This is a genomic window from Nocardia alba NBRC 108234, assembly GCF_001612665.1.
Lineage (GTDB): Bacteria > Actinomycetota > Actinomycetes > Mycobacteriales > Mycobacteriaceae > Nocardia > Nocardia alba.
Genome location: NZ_BDAX01000026.1, coordinates 1 through 16,908, shown reverse-complemented (window position 1 = coordinate 16,908; position 16,908 = coordinate 1). Strand labels below are relative to the sequence as shown.

17 protein-coding genes are annotated in these 16,908 nt (G+C 67.9%); 5 read left to right on the top strand and 12 right to left on the bottom strand.

The genetic code is table 11. From position 1 onward, the window contains the following. Positions 1-89: 89 nt before the first annotated feature. The 3 genes from NA12_RS25705 to NA12_RS25695 form a co-directional block, all read right to left on the bottom strand. Positions 90-350 carry a hypothetical protein gene (locus NA12_RS25705; protein ID WP_067456615.1) on the bottom strand — a complete coding sequence of 87 codons (261 nt, stop codon included), beginning with the start codon at positions 348-350 and terminating at the stop codon, positions 90-92. Beyond that, positions 343-906 (bottom strand): RNA polymerase sigma factor, encoded by a 564-nt coding sequence (locus NA12_RS25700; RefSeq protein WP_067456612.1) that lies wholly within the window; start codon positions 904-906, stop codon positions 343-345. The genes NA12_RS25705 and NA12_RS25700 overlap by 8 nt, the downstream gene beginning before the upstream one ends. A 194-nt stretch (positions 907-1,100) precedes the next feature. After that, entirely contained in the window at positions 1,101-1,862 is a 762-nt protein-coding gene (locus NA12_RS25695; RefSeq protein WP_067456609.1) for a class I SAM-dependent methyltransferase, read from the bottom strand. A gap of 159 nt (positions 1,863-2,021) precedes the next feature. Here NA12_RS25695 and NA12_RS25690 point away from each other — a divergent pair, with 159 nt between their 5' ends. Further along, entirely contained in the window at positions 2,022-2,912 is an 891-nt protein-coding gene (locus NA12_RS25690) for a ribonuclease Z (protein ID WP_067456712.1), read from the top strand. A 13-nt stretch (positions 2,913-2,925) separates the two neighbouring features. Here NA12_RS25690 and NA12_RS25685 read toward each other — a convergent pair whose 3' ends face one another. Together NA12_RS25685 and NA12_RS25680 are read right to left on the bottom strand one after the other, a co-directional pair. Next, the gene (locus tag NA12_RS25685; protein ID WP_067456606.1) at positions 2,926-3,462 is read right to left on the bottom strand and encodes a DUF3145 domain-containing protein; all 537 of its coding nucleotides are present in this window, start codon (positions 3,460-3,462) and stop codon (positions 2,926-2,928) included. A 103-nt stretch (positions 3,463-3,565) separates the two neighbouring features. After that, positions 3,566-4,381: a serine hydrolase domain-containing protein gene (locus NA12_RS25680; protein WP_067456603.1), complete on the bottom strand. Its 816-nt coding sequence runs from the start codon at positions 4,379-4,381 to the stop codon at positions 3,566-3,568. Between the two features lie 39 nt (positions 4,382-4,420). On the opposite strand from NA12_RS25680, the gene NA12_RS25675 reads away from it, so the two are divergent. Then, on the top strand, positions 4,421-5,617 hold the full coding sequence (locus NA12_RS25675; RefSeq protein WP_067456600.1) for a serine hydrolase domain-containing protein: 1,197 nt from the start codon (positions 4,421-4,423) through the stop codon (positions 5,615-5,617). A gap of 78 nt (positions 5,618-5,695) precedes the next feature. Here NA12_RS25675 and aztD read toward each other — a convergent pair whose 3' ends face one another. The 3 genes from aztD to aztB all read right to left on the bottom strand — a co-directional run bounded on the left by aztD (position 5,696) and on the right by aztB (position 9,977). Further along, positions 5,696-6,856: a zinc metallochaperone AztD gene (gene aztD, locus NA12_RS25670; protein WP_067456709.1), complete on the bottom strand. Its 1,161-nt coding sequence runs from the start codon at positions 6,854-6,856 to the stop codon at positions 5,696-5,698. A gap of 26 nt (positions 6,857-6,882) precedes the next feature. After that, positions 6,883-7,839 carry a zinc ABC transporter substrate-binding protein AztC gene (aztC, locus tag NA12_RS25665; protein ID WP_067456597.1) on the bottom strand — a complete coding sequence of 319 codons (957 nt, stop codon included), beginning with the start codon at positions 7,837-7,839 and terminating at the stop codon, positions 6,883-6,885. Positions 7,840-7,901: 62 nt separating this feature from the next. Then, a complete protein-coding gene (gene aztB / locus NA12_RS25660; protein ID WP_067456594.1) occupies positions 7,902-9,977 on the bottom strand; it encodes a zinc ABC transporter permease AztB in 2,076 nt (691 codons plus the stop codon). Positions 9,978-10,025: 48 nt separating this feature from the next. Between aztB and aztA the strand changes: the two genes are divergently transcribed. Both aztA and NA12_RS25650 read left to right on the top strand, forming a co-directional pair. Further along, positions 10,026-10,703, top strand: a complete 678-nt coding sequence (gene aztA / locus NA12_RS25655) for a zinc ABC transporter ATP-binding protein AztA (RefSeq protein WP_067456591.1) — start codon at positions 10,026-10,028, stop codon at positions 10,701-10,703. A gap of 10 nt (positions 10,704-10,713) precedes the next feature. After that, the gene (locus tag NA12_RS25650; RefSeq protein WP_067456588.1) at positions 10,714-11,070 is read left to right on the top strand and encodes an iron chaperone; all 357 of its coding nucleotides are present in this window, start codon (positions 10,714-10,716) and stop codon (positions 11,068-11,070) included. Here the strand turns inward: NA12_RS25650 and NA12_RS25645 are convergent, their stop codons facing one another. The 3 genes from NA12_RS25645 to NA12_RS25635 form a co-directional block, all read right to left on the bottom strand. After that, the gene (locus tag NA12_RS25645) at positions 11,071-12,201 is read right to left on the bottom strand and encodes an NDMA-dependent alcohol dehydrogenase (protein WP_067456585.1); all 1,131 of its coding nucleotides are present in this window, start codon (positions 12,199-12,201) and stop codon (positions 11,071-11,073) included. A gap of 104 nt (positions 12,202-12,305) precedes the next feature. After that, positions 12,306-12,830 (bottom strand): DinB family protein, encoded by a 525-nt coding sequence (locus tag NA12_RS25640; protein ID WP_067456706.1) that lies wholly within the window; start codon positions 12,828-12,830, stop codon positions 12,306-12,308. Between the two features lie 70 nt (positions 12,831-12,900). Further along, on the bottom strand, positions 12,901-13,965 hold the full coding sequence (locus tag NA12_RS25635) for a phosphotransferase family protein (protein WP_084473103.1): 1,065 nt from the start codon (positions 13,963-13,965) through the stop codon (positions 12,901-12,903). A gap of 70 nt (positions 13,966-14,035) precedes the next feature. On the opposite strand from NA12_RS25635, the gene pabB reads away from it, so the two are divergent. Then, a complete protein-coding gene (gene pabB / locus NA12_RS25630) occupies positions 14,036-16,096 on the top strand; it encodes an aminodeoxychorismate synthase component I (protein WP_067456579.1) in 2,061 nt (686 codons plus the stop codon). Between the two features lie 37 nt (positions 16,097-16,133). Here pabB and NA12_RS25625 read toward each other — a convergent pair whose 3' ends face one another. Next, the gene (locus NA12_RS25625; protein ID WP_067456576.1) at positions 16,134-16,625 is read right to left on the bottom strand and encodes a hypothetical protein; all 492 of its coding nucleotides are present in this window, start codon (positions 16,623-16,625) and stop codon (positions 16,134-16,136) included. Positions 16,626-16,908 lie beyond the last annotated feature (283 nt).

Genomic DNA, 16,908 nt, shown 5'->3' with positions numbered 1-16,908 from the left:
GGTGTCAGGGGCACACGCACGCACCCTGTCCGCTGCTCGGCGCGGCGTGGAGCGGCCGTTGCCGACCGCTCCACCGTCGTCAGCGGCCTTCAGGCGGTGTCGCTGACGGTCAGTGTGCACTGACCGTTGGTACAGGAGCGCTGTAGCCGGCCCCGCGAGATGGTCTGCATCAGTCCGATCGCCCAGCATGTCGGACATCCGCGCAGCGCGACCACGCCCACGGGCAGCAGCAACACACTGACGGCCCCGACGACCGGGATCAGCGCGATCGACCCGACCAGCGCACCGAACCCCACTGCTCCGCGCACCAGGTGCACGGCCATGGACCTACTCGCGAAATCATCACTCATCGTTTTCTCCCCGAGCCTCATCGGATGTGTCCTGTAGCGCCTGTCGAACAGTCGCTCTGGCCCGGTGCAGCCGTGATTTCATCGCCGTCGTACTGAGCCCGAGCGCATCGGCGACCATCCGGCCGCCGTAGCCCTGGATATCGCGCATGATCAGCACGCTGCGTTGGTCGGCGGGTAGATCGGCGACCGCCGCTGCTACCCGCCCGGCTTCCAGACGTCGCAGCACTTCGTCCTCGGCCGAGGCGGCCGAGATGGTGTCCTGCGCTGGGGTTCGTCCCGACAGACTCGTCCGCGCGCGACGCAGGCATTCGTTGCGAACGATCCGGAACATCCACGACGCCAGCGCACCGGAAGCCCGCAACATCCCGATCTTGCGATACAGGATGATCAGCGCCTCCTGCGCCGCGTCCTCGGCGTCTTCCGCTGTGGCGCACAGGGAATGAGCGAAGCGCTGGATATGCGGATGCGAACCCGACACCAGCGCGGCGATCGAATCCACGTCCCCACCCTGCGCGGCGACGATCAATCGCTCATCGGGCCACCGCGACTCACCCACGCCCAGCTCGTTTGCGCTTCACGACCACCATGCACGTGCAGAGCAATATCAGACCGACCACAACACCGATACCGATGACCACGACAAACCTCCCTGTCCTGTCCCGACGTTCGTCGCGACACACATAAGAGGCACCGACCACCCGAAAGGATTCACCCGTCCCGAAACTCGTCACAGATGACATGTGGAGCCTGTCAAGGACAACGAGCGCTGATGAGCCAGGAACGTGAGTCGAAATACACACCGGTTTCTGTCTCGTGGTCGGTGAGAACCGCGCGCAACCGCGCACAGGCCTGCTCGGCTTTCACGGGCTCGCGCGCGGCGAGAAAGGCGGTGAACCCTGTCAGGCGCAGGAGGTTGTCGTAGGCGGACGCGCTGTCGGGACCGTAGTAGACGGGCTCGTCGATCTCGGTGAAGTGGATGTCGGTGAAACCCGCTGCTACCAAAAGTGATTCGGATGCGACCGGGTCCGCGAGCGAGAACGGTCCACGACCGGGGGTGGCGATCGACGCCGCGAGTACATCGCTGAACACGGTCGCCCATTCGTTGCGGTCGTGACCTTGCCAGACCAGCCACGCGAGACGACCGCCCGGACGTATCGCGCGCGCGATATTGGTGAACGCGGCGAGCGGATCGGCGAAGAACATCACACCGAACCTGCTGATACAGAGATCGAATGCCGCGGGCGCGAAGGGATGCACCTGTGCGTCCGCCAGCTCGAAACCGACATTCGACGGACCTTCGTCGGCGCTGATCCGGCGGGCCCGGTCGAGCATCACCTCCGAGATGTCGACCCCCAGCGCGCTCCCGTCGACGGCTGCTCGGGCCGCTTCGCGCGTGGTCTGGCCGGTGCCACAACCGATGTCGAGCACGCGATCACCACGGCCCACCTTCGCGGCCGCGAAGAAATGCGCCTGGTGCAGGCGTAGTTCGGCGTCGTAGTCGAACAGATCCATCGTTGTCCTCCGGCAGCTGTGTGCTCGGCGCGCGCGTACCTCGGTGGTGGTCGCACGTGCTCGGACCATCTCATCATCTCCATGTCCGCGCACCCGCCGATGGCGGCCCGACCGTGGAATCGGCGTGACACCGACGCGGCGACCCGCCAGGATAGGTCGATGTCGACACGAGAACTCGTCGTCCTCGGCACAGCCGGGGCTGTGCCCACCCGCCGTCGCAACCACAACGGTTACCTCCTGCGCTGGGATGGGCAGGGCGTGCTGTTCGATCCCGGCGAGGGCACGCAACGTCAGATGTCGCACGCGGGTGCTTCCGCGACCGAACTACATTGGCTGTGTATCACCCATTTTCACGGCGACCACTCGCTGGGTGTCCCCGGCATCGTGCAGCGGCTGGGACGTGACGGAGTGCCGCACGGCGTCCACGTCGTCTACCCCGGCGAGAGTGCCGAGTACTGGGAACGACTGCGGTACGCGACGAGTTACTACGGCTCCCCCACGCTGATCGAGCACCCGATGCGGGGCCCCGGAGAAACATTGCAGGGCAACGGTTTCACTCTCACCGCGCGCCCCCTCGACCACAGCATGCCCACCTACGGCTACCGCCTCGCCGAACCGGACGGCCGCACCTTCCTGCCCGAGAAGCTGCGTGAGCACGGCATCTCCGGCGCCGCGATCCGTGAGCTGTCCGGGCCGCTGCTGGACCAGTGTTCGGCGCCGAGGCCGGGCCAGAAGGTCGCTTTCATCATGGATACGCGCCTGTGCGACACCATCTTCGAGCTCGCCGATGGTGTCGACATGCTGATCATCGAGTCCACCTTCCTCGACTCCGAGACCGATCAGGCGCACGAACGCGGCCATCTCACGGCGCGTCAAGCGGGCGAGGTCGCGCGCTCCTGCGGCGTGACAACCCTTGTCCTGACCCACTTCTCGGAGCGCTACACCGAAAGCGAGGACCACCTGTTCATCGAGCAGGCGGACTTCCCCGGCGCGGTCATGGCCCACGATCTCGACCACGTCCCGCTCCCGACACGACGCACCGGCGGCTGAGGACAGCCAGCTGTCAGCCCACGTCCCGGCGCAGCCAGGTGACCTCGGCGCCGACATTGTCGGTGCCCTGACGGAAGGCTTCGAGGTCCTCGTCCCACGGTGCGCCCAGCGCGCGGTCGAGTTCGGTGCGGAAGTCGAAGGTTCCGTGGGCATCCAGTTCTTCGGCGGCCTGGAGCAGAGCGCGTAATCGCATTTCGCCCAGCATCACGTCGCCGTTGGCGCCGGTGGATCCGTGCCAGAGACCGAGGCCGGGGACGAAGCTGTAGCGTTCGCCGTCGACGCCTTCGCTGGGGTCTTCGGTGACTTCGAAACGCAGTACGGGCCAGGTGCGCAATGATTGGGCTATCCGGGCCGCGGTGCCGACGGGGCCGATCCAGTCACTGCTCGCACGGAGTTGCCCGTCGGCCGGTTGGGCGTTCCACCGCAATTGAGCCGGGGACGACAGTGCGGTGGACAGCGCCCATTCCACGTGAGGGCACAACGCGGCAGGCGATGAGTGGATGTAAACCACACCCGCCGTCGCGTCAGCGAACTGACTCGATGCGCGCACTTACCAACACCTCCAGCCTCGACAAGGAACGTCTTCCCCAACGGCCCGTCATGGTCTGGCGTGGCACGAGTGTACTGAAGTGCGCGGTGTTGCGCGTGTTACTTTACTGCGTGTCAGGTGTCTCTGCGATAACGGAATCGCTGAATTTCGGCCACGCCGCTCTGGCCCAGTCACCGAAATTCTTGTCGCTCAGCGCGATTGTCGCCACCCGGATTTCCGGGTCGACCCAGAGGAACGTGCCGGACTGGCCGAAGTGCCCGTAGGTGCGCGCGGAATTGGTTTTTCCCGTCCAGTGCGGGGTTTTCCCGTCGCGGATTTCGAATCCCAATCCCCAGTCGTTGGGGCGCTGCGAGCCGAATCCGGGCAGGACTCCGTTGCGGTCGGGGAATTGCACCGAGGTCGCGTCATCCAGGGTTTGCCGAGATATCAATTGAGGTGTCAGCAATTCGGTGGCGAACAGCGTGAGGTCGGCGAGGGAGGCGCTACCCCCGTGGCCGGCAGAACCGTCGAGGACCGCCGTGCGCATACCGAGTGGCTCGAAAACCGCCTCGCGCAGATACCGCGGAAACTCGATCCCGGTCTGCGCGGTGAGGAAATCGGCGAGCAGTTCGAAGCCCGCGCTCGAGTAGATGCGCCGGGCCCCCGGTTCGGCGAGAACCTCGGCGGAGTCGAACGCGACGCCAGAGGTGTGGGCGAGCAGATGGCGCACAGTCGAGCCGGGCGGACCCGCTGGTTGGTCCAGTTCGACCGCGCCTTCCTCCAGTGCCACGAGCGTGGCGTAGGCGACGAGTGGTTTGGTGACCGAGGCCAGCCGGAACACCCGCTCGGTGTCGCCGATGCTCGACACACCGTCGGCCGTGACCACGGCAGCGGCGGCGTTTCCGACCGGCCACTGCTGAACCTGCTGCAACGATCGCATATCGGCAGCGTACGAGACGCGGCTACGATCGAGGACATCATGAGTTCCGCACCATCGATCCACGGCGACGTGGCGGCCGGTTTCGGCCCCGTCGCCGACGCCTTCCGCCGCAATTTCACCGACCACGGCGAGATCGGCGCCGCCGTGGCCGTCTACGCCGGCGACCAGCCACTGGTCGACCTGTGGGCGGGCCATCGCGATCGCAAGCGCGAGGTGGCGTGGGAGCGCGACACGATCGTGCCCGTGTTCTCCTCGTCGAAGGGGATGTCGGCGTTCACCCTCGCGACGGCGGTGTCGCGGGGCCTGCTCGACTACGAGGCGCCGGTCGCGAAATACTGGCCGGAGTTCGCCGAGCACGGCAAAGAGCGAATCACGGTGCGTCAGCTGATCGACCATCAGGCCGGCCTGTCGGGGCTGGACCGGATCGTGAAGCTGCGCGAACTTCTCGACCGCGACGCGCTCGGCGAGCTGCTCGCCGCGCAGAAGCCGGCGTGGCGGCCCGGCACCCGGCACGGCTATCACGCGCTCACGCTGGGGCTGTATCAGAGCGAATTGCTGCGGCGGGTGGACCCGGCGGGGCGCAGCCTCGGGCGATTCTTCGCCGAGGAGATCGCGGGCCCGGTCGGCGCCGAGCTGTTCATCGGACTGCCCGAGACCGAGTCGATGGACCGGGTCGCCCAGCTCTCGGCGACCAAGGGCTGGGACATCTGGCGTTACGAGTGGCGCGATCTGCCGCTGCGCATCGGCGGCGAGGTCTATGCCAAGCGCGGGTACTCCTATGCGGCACTGACCAATCCGCGTCCCGGCGCGCCCGCACGCGCCGCGCGGCGGGAGTTCCTCGAGGTCGAGTGGCCCGGGATGAACGGTGTGGGCAATGCCCGCGCGCTGGCCGAGGTCTATGGCGCCGCCGCGGGCCGCACCGGCGTGCTGCCGATCAGCGCGGACGTTCTCGACCTGCTGGCCGCCGCCGACACCGCCGATGATGTGCCCGCCGACGACCTGGTGCTGCACACCAAGAGCCGCTACCACCTCGGTTTCCGCAAGTCGCGTGGCACCTTCCGCTTCGGCTCGGACAAACGCGCGTACGGCACCACCGGGTTGGGCGGCTCCTTCGGATTCGCCGACCCGGCAACCGGATTGGGCTTCGGCTACAGCATGAACCGCCTCGGCATGGCGATTCTCGACGATGTGCGCAGCCGCAACCTGCGCGAGGCCGTCGTGCGGTGCGCCGCCTGAGTCGACGATCCGAACAGGCGAGCACCACGCTGCCCGGTGTCGCGCGAGACGGACACCGGGCGAGCGCGGTGAGCTCGATCAGTGCGCGGTGACGCCGGTCAGCTCGTTCGGCGTGGCCGCTAAAGTGGCGCTGGCCGTGACGTTCCCGGCAGCCAGGTCGACCCGGTGCACCTGCTTGGTCGCGGGGTCGCTCACGTAGGCGATGCCGTCGCGAACGAACAGGTTCGGGCGGGCCACCTGCCAGTCCAGCGGCTCCTGCCAGCTGCTGAGCACCGGGATGGTGCGAACCACCGTGCCCGCGACCGGGTCGATGACGTGGATCTTGCCGTCGGTGCCCAGCACCAGAGCCTCACCGTGGGGACCGCGAGCCAGCGAGCGGAAGGTGTAGCTGGTGCCGATATCGACCAGGCGCAGCGTGCCGTCGGTGGTATTCACCAGCGAAATCTGCTGCGGGCGTTCGAGTTCGGCGTCCTTGTCCTGCTTGTAGTCGCCGAGCACGATCGGCGAGGCCTCGCTGCCGGACATATTGCCGATCCGACCGTAGGGGGTGGGACTGGTGACCTTGGTGATCTTGCCGTCGCGGTAGACGACGGCTCCGGTCTGGCAGCCGATCACGACCGCCTCACCCTGGGCGGCCGCCTCGCCGTGCACACCGGGGCAGTCCTCGTTGCGGGTGAGCTCCTTACGGTCCTTGTCCAGCGCGACGACGCCGACCCGCTTGGACTCGGTGCCGAGGGTGAGCACCAGGTTCCCGTTGCTCAACTCGATCGCGACGCCGTGGTGCGGAGCCGCCGCCCGGTAGACCTCCGTCGGCTTACCGCTGTCGACCTGCGCGGTATCGAGCACGGTGACCTCACCGGAGCCGTCGGCGAACAGCACCGTCTTGCCCGCGTGCCGGACCACGTGCCCCGGCTTGGCGGCGGGGAACTGCGTTCCGGTGAACGCGGCATCGTAGGCGTCGAAGACGCGGAACCCGTCCTTGGTCGACACCATCAGGTGGTCGTCGTCCCCGGCCGGGTTGAGCCGGTTGTAGCCGTCGATCTTCACGTCCCCCCGCTGGGCCAGTGACGCGCCGTCGAGGACGTAGATTCCGCCGTCATAGGTGAGGGCGATCGGCTCGGTTCCGGGCGTGTGCTCGTGATCGTGGCCGGAATCGTCGGTGCCACAACCACTCAGCGCCATCGCCGAGGCGAGTGCCGCCGACATGGCCACCATCGTGGTGGTCCGTGACCTGTTCATGTCGTGCTCCATCTCTTGTGCGTGAATTAGGTGCTCGGCCCGGAGAGACCTCGGGCGATGGCTTCGGTGTTGGCGCGCGCCATCTCCAGATAGGTGGCCGCACCCGCACCGGGCGCGGTGAGCGACTCGGTGTGCAGGGCGATCACCCGCACCTGGAGTCCGGTGTGTTCGGCGAGGACGCGCGAAAGCCGATCGGGCTGTGACGAATCGGCGAAGATGGCGCTCACACCGGCGGTGCGGATCGCGGTCGCGAGGTGGTCGAGATCGGCGGCGCTCGGCGAGGCCAGGGTGGTGCCGCTGGGGATGACCGCGCCGATCACCCGGAACCCGAATCGCTGTGCGAGATAACCGAAGACGTGGTGGTCGGTGACCAACTGCCTGCGCTCGGGCGAGACGGCGGCGAACCGCTCGGTCATCCACCGGTCCAGCTCGTCGATCTCGCCGAGGTAGCGCTGCGTATTCGCCCGCACCGCGTCGGCGTCGATGTCGTCGACCTGGGCGAGTACCTCGGAACTGATCGCCTCGACGGCCGTGCGCACCCGGCGCGGATCGGTCCAGAAGTGCGGATCGGGTTGTCCCGCCGACTCATCGGAGGCATAGGCGATCGGATCGACTCGCTCGGCCACCGCCAGGGTGGGCACCCCGGCAGCGGCAGCGGCCTCCACGTGACGCGCCACGCCTTCCTCGAGCCCGAGCCCGTTGTGCACCACCAGCGCGGCGCGCTCGATGTCGGCCGCTCGACGTGCGGAGATGCCGAAGGAATGCGGATCGGCCCCCGCCTCCATCAACACCGTCACCGGTACCGCGTCGCCGACAACGGCCCTGGTCAGATCGCCGAGGATATTGGTGGTCACCACGATTCCGGACCGCTCGGCCCCGCTGCCGCACGCACTCACCAGCGGCACGAACAGGGCAGCCGCGAGCAGCAGCAGGACAGCGTGGCGAATCGTCCCCGCACGCCCGTCGGAGCGTGGCGCCCACATCGAGGAGATGGCAGGTGTCCGCTGCCGACTCGAAGGCGGAACGTGAGAGATGTACGTGCGCTTCACAAGCCTGTCTCCACCATCAGCGAAGGCGTGATGTCCAGCGAGAACGTGCGCGCGACGCGAAGGTTGTCGTTGTAGGCGATCTCGTGGACGGTGCGCGCCCGAGAGTCGTTGATATAGGCGCGCTCCGGGTCAACCGCGATCACCGGGTCTCCGTCGACCGGCCCGGCGATCAGCGCCGTACGCGCTGTCTCCGTGCCCGTGACGGGGTCGATGCCGTGCAGCACACCATCGCGGGTGAGCACGAGCAGCGGCGATCCTTCACCGGCGGTGTTCACCGCGACCGCGTCGGAGATCGTGGTTCGGGTCCAGGTCTTCTTCCTGATATCGAGCGTCCACACCCCGTCACGACCCGCGAGTGCGGTCAGCGTGGTGCTGCCGGGGCGGTGGGTGAACGCGCTCGCGCGGTCCGGGGTGTGCGCCGGGTAGGGAACCTTCTCGGCGACGAAATCACCCTCGCGCTGTGCCACCACGAGCGCGCCGTCGGCACACCCGAAAACCACTCCGCGCCTGGTCACGGCCTGCCCTTTCGGCTGCGGACAGGTGGCGGTCGGCACCTGCCCCGCCGTGCCGTCGCGCCCGCGCACCTCGACTCGACCCGCACTGTCGACGACCACGATCCGCTCGGCGTACGGGATCGCGATGCCCTCGATCCGGCGTTGCGCCCGGGCGACACCGTTGTCCAACGCGGGGCGGTCGAACAGGATCGACGCACCGGAGTCCAGCACAACCGACGCGAGGGCGGCATCGCTGTACGCACCGACAACCGAGTCGCCGACGCCGCTGGGTGTCCTTGCGGCGCCGGGCTCGGCGGTCGAACCTCCGTCGGCCGCGGACATCACCCCGACCTCGCGTTCGGGGGCCTGGTAGTAGTGCCGATGGTCGCCGTGGTCGACGGTCCATCCCCCGCTGTCCACGACGCGAACCGAGGCTCCCGCGCTCAGATACGCGAACCGCCCGTCACCAACCGCGGGTGCCGCATCGATCGGCGACCGATCGGTACTCGGATGCGGTTGTGCCGAATCACTTTTCGTCTCCCCGGCCTCGATCGGCGTGACCTCCTCGGTCAGCAGATCGATCACCCGCACCGCCCCGGTCCCGTCGGCGAGAAGCAGGCGCTTCTGCGCCTCGCTCATCTCCTGCGCTCCGGCGACGAACCCGTGCGGAGTCTCCTCGACCACCGCCGGTTCCACAGCCGGCGCACACCCGACCAGCGGCAGCGCGGCCAGCGCGGCCACCGAGGTGGCCCCCGCCTTCCCGAACCGATCCCGCACCGCCGAGCAGATCGCGGAGACGAAGAACGACCCCACCGCCACGGCCGCGATGGTCGCTCCCGCGGCCGTGCCCGCATGCCAGGAGATGACCAGTCCCGCGACGGTGGAGAACCCACCGACCAGCGCGGCGATCGACATCACCACCGGAATCCGATCCGACCAGTACACCGCGGCAGCGGGCGGGGCGATGAGCAACCCGAACACCAGCAGCGTCCCGACGACGTGGAACGAGGACACGATCGCCAGGGTCAGCAGCCCCACCAACGCCACCTGCGCCGCTCTCGGATGCAACCCGAGCGTGTGCGCCTTGCGCGGATCGAAGGTCAGCGCGACGAAGGCCCGGTGCCCGAAGACCGCGATTGCCAGCGAAACAGCCAGCGCCGCAAGGAGATACCACAGGTCGACGCTGCGTACCGCCAGCACGTCCCCGAACAAGAACCCGGTCAGGTCGACAGCGAAGGACTGCGACCGCGACACCAGGATCACCCCGGCCGCGAGCATCCCCACGAACAGCAACCCGATCGCGGTATCGGCCGCGAACCGCTTGCCGCGCGAGAGCAGCGACACCCCGGCGGCCATGGCGGTGCAACTCACCGCGGCGCCGATCATCAGATTCCCGCCGAGCAACGCCGCGACCGCCACGCCGGGCAGCATCCCGTGGGCCATCGCGTCGCCGAGAAATGCCATGCCGCGCACCACCACCCAGGTCCCGGCGAGGGCGCACACGCACGAGACGAGCAGCCCACCCCACAGCGCGCGTTGCACGAAAGCCACCTCGAACGGGGCGAACAGCCATTCCATAGCGCGAGACGATATACTGAAAATGATTATCGTTTCAATTGAGGTGAGATGCAGCACACAGACAACGCGGCGATCCGGATCGAGCACCTGACCGCCGGCTACGCCCGGCAGCCCGTCCTCCACGACGTGACGGCCACCATCCCGCGCGGGCGGCAGACCGCGATAGTCGGACCCAACGGCTCGGGGAAATCGACCCTGCTCGGCGTTCTCGCCGGCACCGTGGCGGTTCGAGCAGGGGCGGTGCACCGCGGCACCGCCCGGCGCCCCGCCTTCGTGGTGCAGCACACGGCGATACCGCCGACCCTGCCGATCACCGTGCGAGAAGCGGTCGCGATGGGGCGCTGGGCGCATCGCGGACCGTGGCGGCGCCTGACCCGCGCGGATCGCGAGATCACCCGCATCTGCCTGGAGCGCATGCAGCTCACCGACCTGGCGACTCGACGGCTCGACACCCTCTCGGGCGGCCAACGCCAACGCACCCTGCTCGCCCAGGCTTTGGCGCAGGAGTCCGACCTACTGCTGCTCGACGAACCGGCGGCGGGCTTGGACGAGGCGTCCGTGGCCGAGATATCCCGAGCCCTGGCGCAGCTCAGCGCGGCTGGTGTGACCGTCGTCGCGGCCACCCACGACCTCGACGAGGCGAGCAGGGCAGACCACTGCCTCCTGCTACGGGACGGGCAACTGGAGGCCGCGGGTCATCCGGAGAAAGTCCTGGTCAAAGCCTAGAGTCGAGGGCATGACCGAGAAACCCGACTCCGTCGACGCCTACCTGGCGGCCCAACCGCCCGCCGCGCGCGCTGTCCTGCAGCGGATCCGCGAAACGATCCACCGCGCGGTGCCCGATACGGGCGAGAAGATCAGCTACGCCATCCCGGCCGCCACCATCGGCGGCCGGGTGTTCATCTTCTTCGCGGGCTGGAAGGCCCACGTGAGCGTGTACCCCGTCCCGGACGGGGACGAGGCGCTGGAGAAAGCCATCGAGCCCTACAACGCGGGCCGTGGCACCTTGCGATTCCCACTCGGCGAACCGATTCCGGACGACCTGATCGCACAGATCGCGGTCCGCCTCGCCGAGCAGGCAGGCGAGAGCTGACTACCAGTCGGCTTCGGTGTAGCGGATGATCCCGCGAATGTTCTTGCCGTCCAGCATGTCCCGGTAGCCCTGGTTGATCTCTTCGAGCGAGTAGGTGCGCGTGACCATGTCGTCGAGATTGAGCTGGCCCGCCTTGTACAGCGCGAGCAGTCGCGGCGCGTCCTGACGGGCATTGCCACCACCGAAGATGCAGCCCTTCACCGTCTTCTGCAACATCGACAGCAGGAAGGTGTTCATCTTGACGTCGCTCGCGTCCATCCGCCCCATCGAGGTGACGACGAGAGTGCCCGCCTTGCCGGTGAGGATCAGACCCTCTTCGACGTAGTCGCCGTGCATCTCACCCATGGTGAGGATGACCTTCTCGGCCATCCGACCCTCGGTGGCCTCGATCATCGGCATGATCGCGGCGGCCATGCTCTCGTAGGTGTGCGTGGCGCCGAACTTCTGCGCCTGTTCCAGCTTCCACGGATTCGGGTCGATGGCGATGACCTTCGACGCGCCCGAGAGCACCGCGCCCTGCAGCGCGCTCATCCCGACGCCGCCGATGCCCGCGATCACCACGGTCTCGCCCGGCTGCACCTGCGCCACATGGGTCGACGAACCGAACCCGGTCGGCACGCCGCAGCCGACGAGGCACGCCACCTCGAACGGGATGGTGGGGTCGATCTTCACCACGGAGGTGTGATGCACCGTCATGTACGGGGAGAAGGTACCGAGCAGGCACATCGGGATGACGTTCTCGCCACGCGCCTGGATGCGGTAGGTGCCGTCCGAGATCGCCTGTCCCATGAGCAGTCCGGCGCCCAGGTCGCACAGCGCCATATCGCCCGCGACACACGAGGGACAACGGCCGCACGCGGGAATGAACGACAGGATCACGTGGTCGCCCACGGCCAGGTCGGCCGGACAGTTCGGGCCGAGCTTGGTGATGACACCCGCGCCCTCGTGCCCACCCATGACGGGATAACCCGGCATCGGCGTCGCGCCGGTGACGATGTGATGGTCGGAGTGGCACATGCCCGCCGTTTCCATCCGGATCTGCACTTCACCGGCGACGGGGTCGCCGACCTCGATCTCCTCGACCGACCATTCCTGATCGGTGCCCCACAGGATCGCGCCCTTCGTCTTCATGCCGGTAGACCTCTCGCCAAGCTCGTGCCTCGTTGTGATTGCACTCACCCTAGCGACAAAACACCCGTTTCTGAAACACGTTCTAGAAAATAGTCGAGAGATTTCTATCCGCGCACGTCATGGACGTGATGCACGAGGTCGTGCACAAAGTACCGGCCCAGCGACGAGACAGTGAACAGCGAACCGTCACTGCGCGCGCCGCGCAGATCGAGCCGATCGGCCGGCACCGCGCCGAACGCCGCGGCCACCCGATCGGCGGCGAGCGACAGCTCCCCGGCGACGACGGCGGGATCCTGCCGGTCGTAGCGATCAGCGACGGCGGTCGCGTCCTGATCCCAGTTCTCGAACCGGGGCGCCTCGACACCGTCGCCGTCCAGCATCAGCGCGAGCCTGGTGTCGAAGATCCGGCACACATCGCGCACGTGCGCGCCGTATTCGAGGACTGACCAGGTCAGCGCGTCCGGGCGCACCCGGGCGTCCTCGCGTTCGAGCGCCGAGCCGATCCGGGTGGCGCTGTCGAGGACCACCGCGGGCACGGCCGAGTACGCGGTGGCCTCGGCCTCGAATCCGCACTCGGAACAGGGGCGTTCCAGGACCCAGGTCCAGTTCTTGGTATCAGGGACGATCATGGAACTCACCCCAGAATGACCGCTTCTTGTGCTCCATCAATATCAAGCCAACTATCGGCGAGATCCGGCATCACTCGGCGAGCTTGTTCGCTTCCTCGAACAGTTCCAGCGTCACCGCGTGCAGGAAGTCACCGACCGGTTTGGACGCCTTGCCCGCGAACGCCCGCGCGTAGGTGCCCTCGAGGACGATGCCCAGCTTGAAGCAGGCCAGCACGGTGTACCAGGTGACGGCGCCGAGATCGCGGTCGGAGAACTTGCCGTAGTGCTCGATCATCTGCGCCTCGGTCGGCAGACCGCCGACTGTGCCGAGGTTGCCCATCAGACCCGCCCCGACAGTGCCGGGTTCGGGTCGGGTCGCCAGCTGCCAACCGAGGTCGAGCAGTGGATCGCCGATGGTCGACATCTCCCAGTCGACCATCGCCGCCACCTCGGGACCGTCGTAGTCGAACATCATGTTCGCCAGGTGGCAGTCGCCGTGCATGATGCCGGGCGTCCAGTCGGTCGGCCGGTGCCGCTCCAGCCAGTCACCGATCCGCTCGATACCGGGGATCTGTGGGCCGGGGTAGCCCTCGTTGGCGCTGTAGGAATCGAGCTCACGCAACCAGCGCGGGACCTGCCGTTCGAGGAAACCCTCGGGCCGGCCGTAGTCGTCGAGCCCGAGCGCCCGGTAGTCGAGCGAGCCGAGCCGGGCGATGGCCTCGACCGCGGACAGACCCATCTGGCGCCGGATCTCGGGATCACCGGCGTGCAGCTCGGGCAGTTCCGTCTGCGGGTTGAAGCCGCGAATGGGCTCCATGAGATAGAACACCGCGCCGATCACCGACTCGTCGTCGCACGCGGCGATCACCCGGGGCGAGCGCACCTCGGTATCGGCGATCGCCCCGAGCAGACGGGATTCCCGGCCGATCACCTCATTGCTCTTGGCCCGCAGATGCTTGGGCCCGCGTCGCAGCACGTACTCGCGTGCACCCCTGGTGAAGCGCAGCATCACGTTCTGGGTGCCGCCGCCGAGTGCGGTGACCGCGTCGAATTCGGTCCCGGGCAAGCCCTGTTCGTCCATCCACCGCCCGATCGCCGCGAAATCGGCGACCGCCGGGTCGATATCGACAGGTTGAGAAACAGCCATGCCGCACATTGTGCCCGGAGATCGGCGGGGACCATGTGGGAATGCGCGCGCGCACGCCCGGCGTAATGTTTCTGCCACGATGCGCACGCTCTTGATCGACAACTACGACTCGTTCACCTACAACCTCTATCAGCTGATCAGCGAGGTCAACGGGAGCGAGCCGACCGTCGTGCGCAACGACGAGGCCGACGACCGCCTCGACCTCGATCAGTACGACAATGTGGTGATCTCGCCCGGACCCGGCCGCCCCGACCGCGCCCGCGACATGGGGGTCTCGACCGCGCTGATCGAGCGGACCGAACTGCCGCTGCTCGGCGTGTGCCTGGGCCACCAGGGGATCGTGCTCGGCGCGGGCGGCACGGTGGAGCGCGCGCCGCGGGCCAGGCACGGCTTTCTCGATCAGGTGACCCATGACGATCGTGACCTGTTCGCCGGTCTGCCGCAGGGCTTCACCGTGGTGCGATACCACTCGCTCGCGGCGCGGGAACCGCTACCCGCGGCGCTCGAGGTGACCGCGTCGACCAGCGACGGGGTGATCATGGGGGTGCGTCATCGCACACGGCCGCAGTGGGGTGTGCAGTTCCACCCCGAGTCGGTGTCGAGTGAATTCGGCGCCGCCCTGCTGCGCAACTTCGCCGATCTCACCAAAGCGCGCACGCGGGTAGCCGCGCCGGTGGTGGTGCGCGGACCCGCCGCGGTGACGACCGTGTCGCGGGAACGATCATTTCGCTTGCGGCACAGGGTGATCGAACGAGCGATCGACACCGAGGCGATCTTCCTGCGCCGCTACGCCGGCGCCGCGAGCGCGTTCTGGCTCGACAGTGAGCACGTCGAACCGGGCCTCGACCGGTTCTCCTTCCTCGGTGACGGGAGCGGGCCGCATGCCGAGACAGTCGGCTACCGGGTCGGCGACGCCCGCGTCACCGTGACGGACCGCGAGGGCACCCGCACCGTCGCGGGCACGATCCTGGACTATCTCGACCGCGAACTGCGGGTACGGCACTGCGACACCCCGCCGCTGCCCTTCGATTTCGCGGGCGGCTACGTCGGCTATCTCGGTTACGAGGTGAAGGCGGACTGTGGTGCGAGCGTCGCGCATCGCTCCCCCACCCCCGACGCCCAGTGGATTTTCGCCGACCGGCTGATCGTCGTCGACCACGTGGCCGGGCGCACCCACCTGCTCGCCCTGTGCGAACCCGCCACCGAACCCGGCGCCGAGCAGTGGCTGCGCGAGACCTCGGAGTCCCTCGACGATCTCCCGACCTGGGTCAATCCCACCGATCTGCGCGTGCCCGCCGATCCCGATGCCGTGCAGGCGCATCTGGTGCGTGGCCGCGACCGCTACCTCGCCGACATCGCGGTGTGCCAGGACCGGCTGCACGCGGGCGAGTCCTACGAGATCTGTCTCACCGACGCGGTCGCCGTCGCCGCGACACCCGATGACGGATTCGCCTTCTACCAGCGACTGCGCCGCTGCAACCCGGCTCCCTACGCAGCCTACCTGCGTTTCGACGGCCTGGATGTGGCGTGTTCGTCGCCGGAACGGTTTCTCAAGATCGACCGGGACCGGGTGGTCGAGAGCAAGCCGATCAAAGGCACCGCCCCGCGCGGACGGACCGCCGCCGACGACGAGCGCCTACGTCGCGCGCTGGCCGACGACCCGAAGACCAGGGCCGAGAACCTGATGATCGTCGACCTGCTGCGCAACGACCTCGGCCGCGTCTGCGAAGTGGGCTCGGTGCACGTCCCGAAGCTGATGGACACCGAAACCTATTCCACCCTGCACCAATTGGTGTCGACCGTGCGTGGCACGCTACTGCCCGACGCCGGGGTGATCGACTGCCTGCGCGCCTGTTTTCCCGGCGGTTCGATGACCGGCGCGCCGAAGCTGCGGACCATGGAGATCATCGACGAACTGGAGACCGCGGCGCGCGGCGTCTATTCGGGCACCATCGGTTTCCTCGGCCTCAACGGCACCGCCGACCTCAATATCGTCATCCGCACGGCTGTCCGCTACGACGACGAGTGGCGGATCGGCGCGGGAGGCGCGATCGTCCTCGATTCCGATCCCGAGGACGAGTACGCGGAAATGGTGCTCAAGGCAGCGGCGACATTCCGGGCTCTGACTCTCCGGACATGAGTTCGACGCGCACGGTACTGCCGGATCGGTGCGGCGTTCAGCGTCGCCGACGACCGCGCTTGTCCGGCTCCGGCTCCGGTGCGGGTTCCTCGCCCCCACGCCCCGTGATCCGCCCGAGCAACCCGACACCGGGCAGCTTCGCCACCGCGCCCAGCACGTCCTCACCCAGCGAGATCAGCGCCTCGAGCCGTGGCAACAACCGGTCATAGGTGGCGAACACCGGATCAGCCAGCGCCAACGTGCGATCGAGCCGGTCGATCGTGCTGTTGAGACGATCCACCGCGATCGACAGGTTCTCCACCAGATCCGGCAACTGCGCGGCCAGCTGCGCCGACGCGGGCGGCAACCGAACCGCCGCGTCGAAGGCATACCCCGCAGTCTGCTGAGCGGCATCGATAGCCTGCCCCGCCGCGATCTGCGCCGCCCCCACCGCCGCCTGCGCCGCCGACAACAAGTCGGCCCCCGGCACCTTCCGCGCCTGCGCCGGAGCAGGCTCCTCCGCGCGCCCCCGTCTCCTCGGGTTCGTCATGACACCACTGTGCCCCAAGGACACCCCAGACGCAGGGCAACACACCCCCGCACCACCGCGTTGTCACACCACAACCCCGCCACCACACACCCCAAACCTCCACGAATTGCCCTCACTCCCGACCACACCCCACACCCCACACCCCCAACCCACCACGATCACACTCCCAACCACTCCCACTACCCAAGGTCCGCCGCACTACCGCACCCCGCCCCAACGCTCACCCCCAAGTCCGCAGCCCACCCCCCACTCCCAACGCTCACCCCAAGTCCGCAGCCCTACC